Here is a 6,677-nt window from a genome sequence, read left to right on the forward strand (position 1 = left end):
GTATAAGACAAAAAAGTAGGCATCCCGGCTTTGGGATACCTACTTTTTTGTCTTATACCATAGCTGTCTGCGGCTCAAACCACGTTTCACCAATAAAAAAACTCAAGTCTCAAACCTTCTCAATCCGCACAATCATCAAGCTAGAAATAAACGCAACCAAAACCAACGCCAGATAAACACTATTCTGGAGATTCCCGGTTGGATTAGCTGCAAATGCAAGTCCATATAATGAAGGGCCAAAAGCCGACATCAGATACCCACCCGCCTGTGCCATGCCAGATAATTTGGCCGTCGCATAGGGATCATCAGTTTTAACCGCAAACATTGTCATTGTAAAAATAAAGAAGACACTAATGGCAAAGCCGCCCAACAGACTTTCCGTCATCCAAAAAGCCACCGCTGATGTATTTTGTACAAACAGCATTGCTGCAGCGATCACTCCTGAAATACTGGCAGAGCCAATCAAAATATTTTTGCCTTTTTTGTTAAGTACAACTAGCAACTGTGGTAAAAAAATAGCAATTGGCAAACCAATCAATGCAAACGATGCTGTAATCACACCGATTATGTCAGCAGAAACATGATGAAAAGCCATTAATGCTGGCATCCAAGCACTAAAAGTGTAATTCATTGTTGCCTGGGCCCCAAATGTTAATAGAAATGGCCAAGCATGTTTATTATTCCAGACATGCAGATTACTTTTAGCGTGGTCGGTTTGATTTTTTTGCCTATGCTGAATTTTTTCCGGCAACCATGTCATCACTAATAACCAGCCAATCAACGCCAACACAGTCGTGAGCACCAGTAACCACATCATTGACTTCCAGCCAAAGGCTCGTGCGACCGGTGCTGTAATCAAATTAAAAATTGCATTACCAAAGATCATCGCAAACGAATAAAAGGTGGTATATAATCCAATCCTAGTTGGAAAATAGGCTGCCACTAGCGATGGCATAAAAACGTTTAAGTGTGCAATGCCAATCCCGATTAGGCACGTACCCACTAACATTGTTGGCATCGTAATAATTAATCGTAAAAAAGAACCAGCTGTCAACATTCCCAGTGCTAGCATCATCGCTTTTTTAAACCCGAATCGATTTAATACCACGGAAGCAAAATTTGAGAATAATAAAAACATAACCAGTGGTAGAGTGGTTAGGATCCCTAACTGACTTTGTGCAACGTGCAGATTGGTTGCTAATTCCTTTAACATTAATGGCAATGTGGTTATTGGTGCGCGCATAATAAACCCAATTGATAAAATAACGGGCAGCATCCACTTCATTTTTTTAGAGCTGAATTCATTCAGCACACCTCTTTTCTATCAATGATTTAATGTCATTTATATAAACAATAATCTAGCAGATCCTAGAATATCAGAACTAAACATTCAATACCATACTAAAAGCCCGAAAAACAAATTCCGGGCTTAATCATTTTTATTTAATTTATACTGCGACTAGTTACACTAACACTTTTTGTGCCGTTGAAACCTGCAAATGACGATACTCATGATCGCCAATCATAATCTGTCCAGTTCCTTCAAATCCTAGTCGCCGGTAGAGTTTTTCCGCCAGTGGATTTAAGGTGTCAACATTTAGTCCTAGTGTCTCATACCCTAAATCAACGGCATGTTCAGCAACTGCCTGAATTAGCTTAGTGGCAATTCCCATACCACGATAGTCATCATCTACCGCTAATGAATCTAAATAAAATTCATCATCAAATGCTTCCGGATCAGCAAAAAAATCAACATCTCTAATTGATGGTATTTTTTCAGCAGCCTGTTCGTAAACTCGATTAACTGCTGTTTCATTGCTGTCTTGATAAGCAAACGCCATGCCAACAACCTCACCGTCCACATCGGCGACTAAGGTGGTAGCAATGTAACCCAGGAGCGCCCGGCGTTCGTAGGCGTTCCTGATCATCTGTTGAGGATCCTCGTCTGGTACCGATTCAAACTCAGTTAGTTCCATTTCATCATAAATCAAAGACATCAATGGCACTATCTGGCCAGCATCCTCTGGTTCAGCTTTACGGATCGTTAAAATAAATATCCCTCCATTTCAAGATATTAATATCATACCCGAAATGGCTTAAAAAGGCAAAGATCTACCATTATCACTTCTTAAGACACAAAAACAGCGACCTTCAAAAAATCGCTGCTTGGTAGAATTTACTTCTTTTTCTTATTATTATTTTCAATCTGCTCGTTTTGCACCGTGGTCCGAATTACTAACACATCCACGATCGCATTACGATTAACAAACGACGTCACGGAACCCATGACGGCACGTTGCATAGCGGATAAACCACTAGCACCCATCATGATTAAATCAACCTTGTGATCATGCGGAAAATCATATGCAATCACCGTCTTAGGATTTCCCAGACGAATATGAATATCTGCATTCGTAAATCCATCAGTTGAGCGCAGATGCTCAACTAAACGGTTCAAATATTCCTTTGATTCGTTGACCAGCTGGTAAGTAATACTACCATCTGACATCCCCGCATAATTATATGTTACTGACCTTGTATCCAATACATTTAATAAATCAATATGGGCATTATTCCGTTTAGCAACGGCAACTGCCTTTTCCAATGCTAATTTTGCTTCTTGTGAACCATCAACCGGTACTAAAATGTTTTCATAGACTTTATCCATATGACAACCATCCCTTCACAACATGCAATTCTTGTCTATATTGTACCATTAAATATAGTGAAGCAGTATACTCTATAAATCATTTATTGCATCATTAATCGATTTTTCACCATTAATGAGATTAAATACTCGCCTGGTTGTTTTCGTGTTATGCAAGGAAGCGGCCACCACTTGTGCAACATCTTCTCTCGTCACACTACCTGCTACATCTTGTTCAACATCAATTTGGACCTGGTTTGTTGCTGGTTCATCTGTCAATTGTCCTGGACGAATAATCGTGTAGTTCAAGTCAGTTTGGTTCATTAACCATTGATCAGCATAATATTTAGCGGCATAGTATGGCCGCATACCACCAACCCATTTTTCGCGGTCATCAGTGTAGAGTGCACTAACAATCACAAATCGCTGAACTCCGGCAATTTGGGCAGCCTGCATGCTTTTAACCGCACCATCTAAATCAACCAACATTGTCTTGTCAGCACCAGTCTTACCACCAGAACCAGCCGCAAACACAATTGCATCAATTCCAATCATCTTTTGTGCCAAAGTGGCTGGTAAATCCTCTAAATCAAACTTGGTTGGTATAATATTTTCATCGTGAAGCTCTGCTAATTGAGCTGGATCTCGTACTCCTGCTAAAACCTGATCATCTTGAGCAGATAAAATCTGAATTAATTTTTGTCCCACTTGACCGTGGGCACCGATTACTAAAATTTTCATCATTATGCCTCCTAATGTAGTCTTAATTATAGTGAAGTTTATTACAAAATTCCATTGATCCCTCTTTAGATCGACAGATTAAATCAATTATGCAAATCAGATTGTCTCATTTAGTAAAATACGGTATAATTTTCGACATTGTTACCAGAAAAGGGAAGTGTTTTTATGTCAACAACATATTTACGAAAAACAACTAAAGCTGATTTGCCACAAATCAGTGCAATTATCGCCGATGCTAAAGATTATCTAAAACAGCAAAAAATTGACCAATGGCAAAATGGTTACCCTGCTGCACAAAACTTACTCGCCGATATTAATAACGGCATCAGTTACGTACTCATCATTGACGGCCAAATCGCAGGCACCGCCGCATTATGGCAGGGGATTGACGTCAACTATTTAGCAATCGAGGACGGCACCTGGCAAAACGGCATCGAAGCACGTTACACGGCGATTCATCGGATCGCTTTATCCAGCTCATTTCGCGGTAAACATCTGTCCGAAAAGTTAATTTCTGGGCTCCTTACTATTTCCAGAGCGCTGGGCTATCGCGATGTTCGAATTGACACTCATCCGGACAATCTTGGCATGCAACATGTCATTAAAACTAACGGTTTTGACTATCGCGGCATTGTTTTCATGCAAGCGGATGGTTCCAAACGACTCGCATATCAATTATTACTTGAATAAACTAACCAATTTTGCTTTGAGACTACTCCCAATTTGAGTAGCCTTTTTTATTACAAAAAAACGATCACACCCGTAGGCGCCATCGTTAAAATACTATTTTCCTGATTTTTTTATTGTTTCTCCCCGCGCAGCAAAATAGCTTGGTTCCTTTGTGACTACTTCTTGCGTAAATTCCTTAATGAAGCCCAATACTTGATCCAATCGCTTGGCACCAAATATTTTCTTCCATTGGCGCGCACGCTTAAGACCAATTTCTAACAATGCTGCTTCCACTTTTTTGCCCTCTGGCGTTAATTTCAAAATTTTACGTCGCCGGTCATTTGGATCGATCCGTTGATAAACATAGTCGTTATTAAGTAAGCCACTAATTTGGCGTGAAATAGCAGATCGCGAAACCCGGTGTAGCTCAGCAACATCCATCAAGGTAATTTCATTTTTGGCGTCACTGACTTCTCGCATAATTAAAAATTGGTCAAACGAAATCCCATATTCCGCGGCCGGTGCAGAAATAAAATCCTGCAAGTACTTCAATGAAAATAAATATGACTGAATAAACCCATCAAATAGCTCTTTATCTTTGTCCATTTTTTTGTACTCCTCCATCAAAATTTAACACCTTTAACTTTAACGGTTTGCACGCAAAAAGTAAACATTTTAGATAAAAAATATCTATAATAATTAAAAAATACTAGTTACTCATATTTCATAATTATTGTTGCACTGTCAATTTTAGCTTACCAGTAGCTGTCAATTCAGCGCTGCCAACCTGATAATCCAAATCAGACTTAGCAAATTCCTTTTCAATCTCCGCTTTAACTTCTTTGCCTGGACGTTGATCGACCTTTTCCAACTCAATCTCAATATCTAATTCATTATTTCCCTCTGTGATTTGGTAATCAACATCAATCACATTTAAAATCTGTTGTACTAACTGACGTGTCGTCATTATGTGCATCTCCTAAATTTATTTACTTCCTTACTGTAGTGCTATTTGATTGAAAAGTAAAAAATATCTCATCATTATAATTGACAAGAATTACGTTTTAGCATACAATTTCTGCAATTCAAAATTTTACCTTTACATATTGCTGTCAGTCTAATTACGGGAGGATTACATAAATGAAACCAAGAATTGCGTTACCAGCGGATACATTTACCGAGGCAACTAACATCATTAATGAACGAAATGCTGAGTTCGCACCAGACCCAGCGATCCAAGCGATTACTAAGTCTGGTGGCATCCCCATTATTTTACCTTCAATTGACCCGGCTGATGCGGCCAATTATATTGATTTATTCGATGGGGTCTTGATGTTAGGTGGTTTCGACGTTGACCCTACCTTTTTTAATGAAGAACCGCATAATGACCTCGGTGAAACTTATCGGAAACGAGATTTATTTGAAATCGCCTTATTACAGGCTTCTATTAAAGCAGGCAAAGCCGTTATGGGTATCTGTCGGGGCATGCAAGTGATTAATGTGGCTCTCGGTGGTACTTTATACCAGGATTTATCAGAAGACCCACAGGCAAAGTTAAAACACAATCAGCAAGCACCTGGTAATTTACCCACCCATCATGTCAATGTACAAGCTGGCAGTATGTTATCATCGCTAATTGGTGAACGCAGCTACGTTAACTCCCGCCATCACCAGGCACTCCGTCAATTAGCTCCGACTTTACAAACAGTGGCTAAGTCAGATGACGGCGTCGTTGAAGCGGTTGAATCAAAAATGAACACCCAAATTTTAGGTGTTCAATGGCATCCGGAAAATATGTTCAAACACAATCAGGAATCACAAGCGCTCTTTACTAACTTCATTGAACGAAGTAGCGAAGCCAGCAGCAAAGCCAATATTAGAACAGCTTAGTCCGATTTACCTCCTGCCTGAGTAACCGATACTCTGGATAGGAGCTTTTTTTTAATTACCGTGGTAGAATGAATCAAATCAAAAGGAAGTGGCTTGATGGACCAAATTGATCGCAAAATTTTAAACGCACTACAAAAAAACGCTCGTATTTCACTGAAAACATTGTCAGAACAGTGTTTTATTTCCTCACCTGCAATTGCCGCAAGAATTAGCCGCCTGGAAAAGCAAGGAATCATCGCAAATTATCAGATGACGGTTAATTATGAAAAATTAGCTTACCACGTGAAGGCATTTATTCGGCTTCAATTGGAACCAACCCAGAAAAAAGAATTTTATCCGTATGTGCGTTCCATTCCGAACGTCTTGGAATGTAACTGTGTCACCGGCGACTATTCTGAATTGCTGGAAGTTGTTTTCAACACAACCTCCGCGCTTGATAATTTTGTGAATGGATTGCAACGTTACGGCAAAACCAGTACACAAATCGTCTTTACAACCAGTGTAGAACGACGAGGACTAGATTTTGACGATGAACAGATTGCAGATCCTGAAAAATAGTAAATTGGTGCTGAACAGTTTCTCTTAAGTAGGTAGAACTTTTCTGTTATTGTGTAAGCCCAAAAACCCCAGGACAAGTAATTCTGACTTTATCGCTCCCTATTTTAATTGTGGAAACGCGTGAGCAGCCACTGACTCCTATTGTGTAAGCCCAAAAAACCCCGACGACGAA

General features: G+C 39.6%; 9 protein-coding genes. 3 read left to right on the plus strand and 6 right to left on the minus strand.

The window, feature by feature from the left end:
* Nucleotides 1-109: 109 nt before the first annotated feature.
* The 4 genes from WDC_RS08630 to WDC_RS08645 all read right to left on the minus strand — a co-directional run bounded on the left by WDC_RS08630 (nt 110) and on the right by WDC_RS08645 (nt 3,388).
* Complete coding sequence (locus WDC_RS08630) at nt 110-1,285, minus strand: MFS transporter (protein ID WP_044011459.1); 1,176 nt, start codon at nt 1,283-1,285, stop codon at nt 110-112.
* A gap of 178 nt (nt 1,286-1,463) precedes the next feature.
* Nucleotides 1,464-2,057: a GNAT family N-acetyltransferase gene (locus WDC_RS08635; protein WP_318238870.1), complete on the minus strand. Its 594-nt coding sequence runs from the start codon at nt 2,055-2,057 to the stop codon at nt 1,464-1,466.
* Nucleotides 2,058-2,176: 119 nt separating this feature from the next.
* Complete coding sequence (locus tag WDC_RS08640) at nt 2,177-2,668, minus strand: universal stress protein (protein ID WP_044011461.1); 492 nt, start codon at nt 2,666-2,668, stop codon at nt 2,177-2,179.
* Between the two features lie 72 nt (nt 2,669-2,740).
* A complete protein-coding gene (locus WDC_RS08645) occupies nt 2,741-3,388 on the minus strand; it encodes an SDR family oxidoreductase (protein WP_044011462.1) in 648 nt (215 codons plus the stop codon).
* Nucleotides 3,389-3,553: 165 nt separating this feature from the next.
* Here WDC_RS08645 and WDC_RS08650 point away from each other — a divergent pair, with 165 nt between their 5' ends.
* The gene (locus WDC_RS08650) at nt 3,554-4,078 is read left to right on the plus strand and encodes a GNAT family N-acetyltransferase (RefSeq protein ID WP_044011463.1); all 525 of its coding nucleotides are present in this window, start codon (nt 3,554-3,556) and stop codon (nt 4,076-4,078) included.
* 93 nt (nt 4,079-4,171) lie between these two features.
* Here the strand turns inward: WDC_RS08650 and WDC_RS08655 are convergent, their stop codons facing one another.
* Together WDC_RS08655 and WDC_RS08660 are read right to left on the minus strand one after the other, a co-directional pair.
* A complete protein-coding gene (locus tag WDC_RS08655) occupies nt 4,172-4,663 on the minus strand; it encodes a MarR family winged helix-turn-helix transcriptional regulator (RefSeq protein WP_044011464.1) in 492 nt (163 codons plus the stop codon).
* A gap of 124 nt (nt 4,664-4,787) precedes the next feature.
* Entirely contained in the window at nt 4,788-5,024 is a 237-nt protein-coding gene (locus tag WDC_RS08660) for a hypothetical protein (RefSeq protein ID WP_044011465.1), read from the minus strand.
* Nucleotides 5,025-5,197: 173 nt separating this feature from the next.
* On the opposite strand from WDC_RS08660, the gene WDC_RS08665 reads away from it, so the two are divergent.
* Both WDC_RS08665 and WDC_RS08670 read left to right on the plus strand, forming a co-directional pair.
* Nucleotides 5,198-5,947, plus strand: a complete 750-nt coding sequence (locus WDC_RS08665; RefSeq protein WP_044011466.1) for a gamma-glutamyl-gamma-aminobutyrate hydrolase family protein — start codon at nt 5,198-5,200, stop codon at nt 5,945-5,947.
* A gap of 96 nt (nt 5,948-6,043) precedes the next feature.
* Nucleotides 6,044-6,505: an Lrp/AsnC family transcriptional regulator gene (locus tag WDC_RS08670; protein WP_044011467.1), complete on the plus strand. Its 462-nt coding sequence runs from the start codon at nt 6,044-6,046 to the stop codon at nt 6,503-6,505.
* Nucleotides 6,506-6,677: the final 172 nt, after the last annotated feature.

The sequence above is a fragment of the Paucilactobacillus wasatchensis genome (genome assembly GCF_000876205.1).
Taxonomy (GTDB): Bacteria; Bacillota; Bacilli; order Lactobacillales; family Lactobacillaceae; genus Paucilactobacillus; species Paucilactobacillus wasatchensis.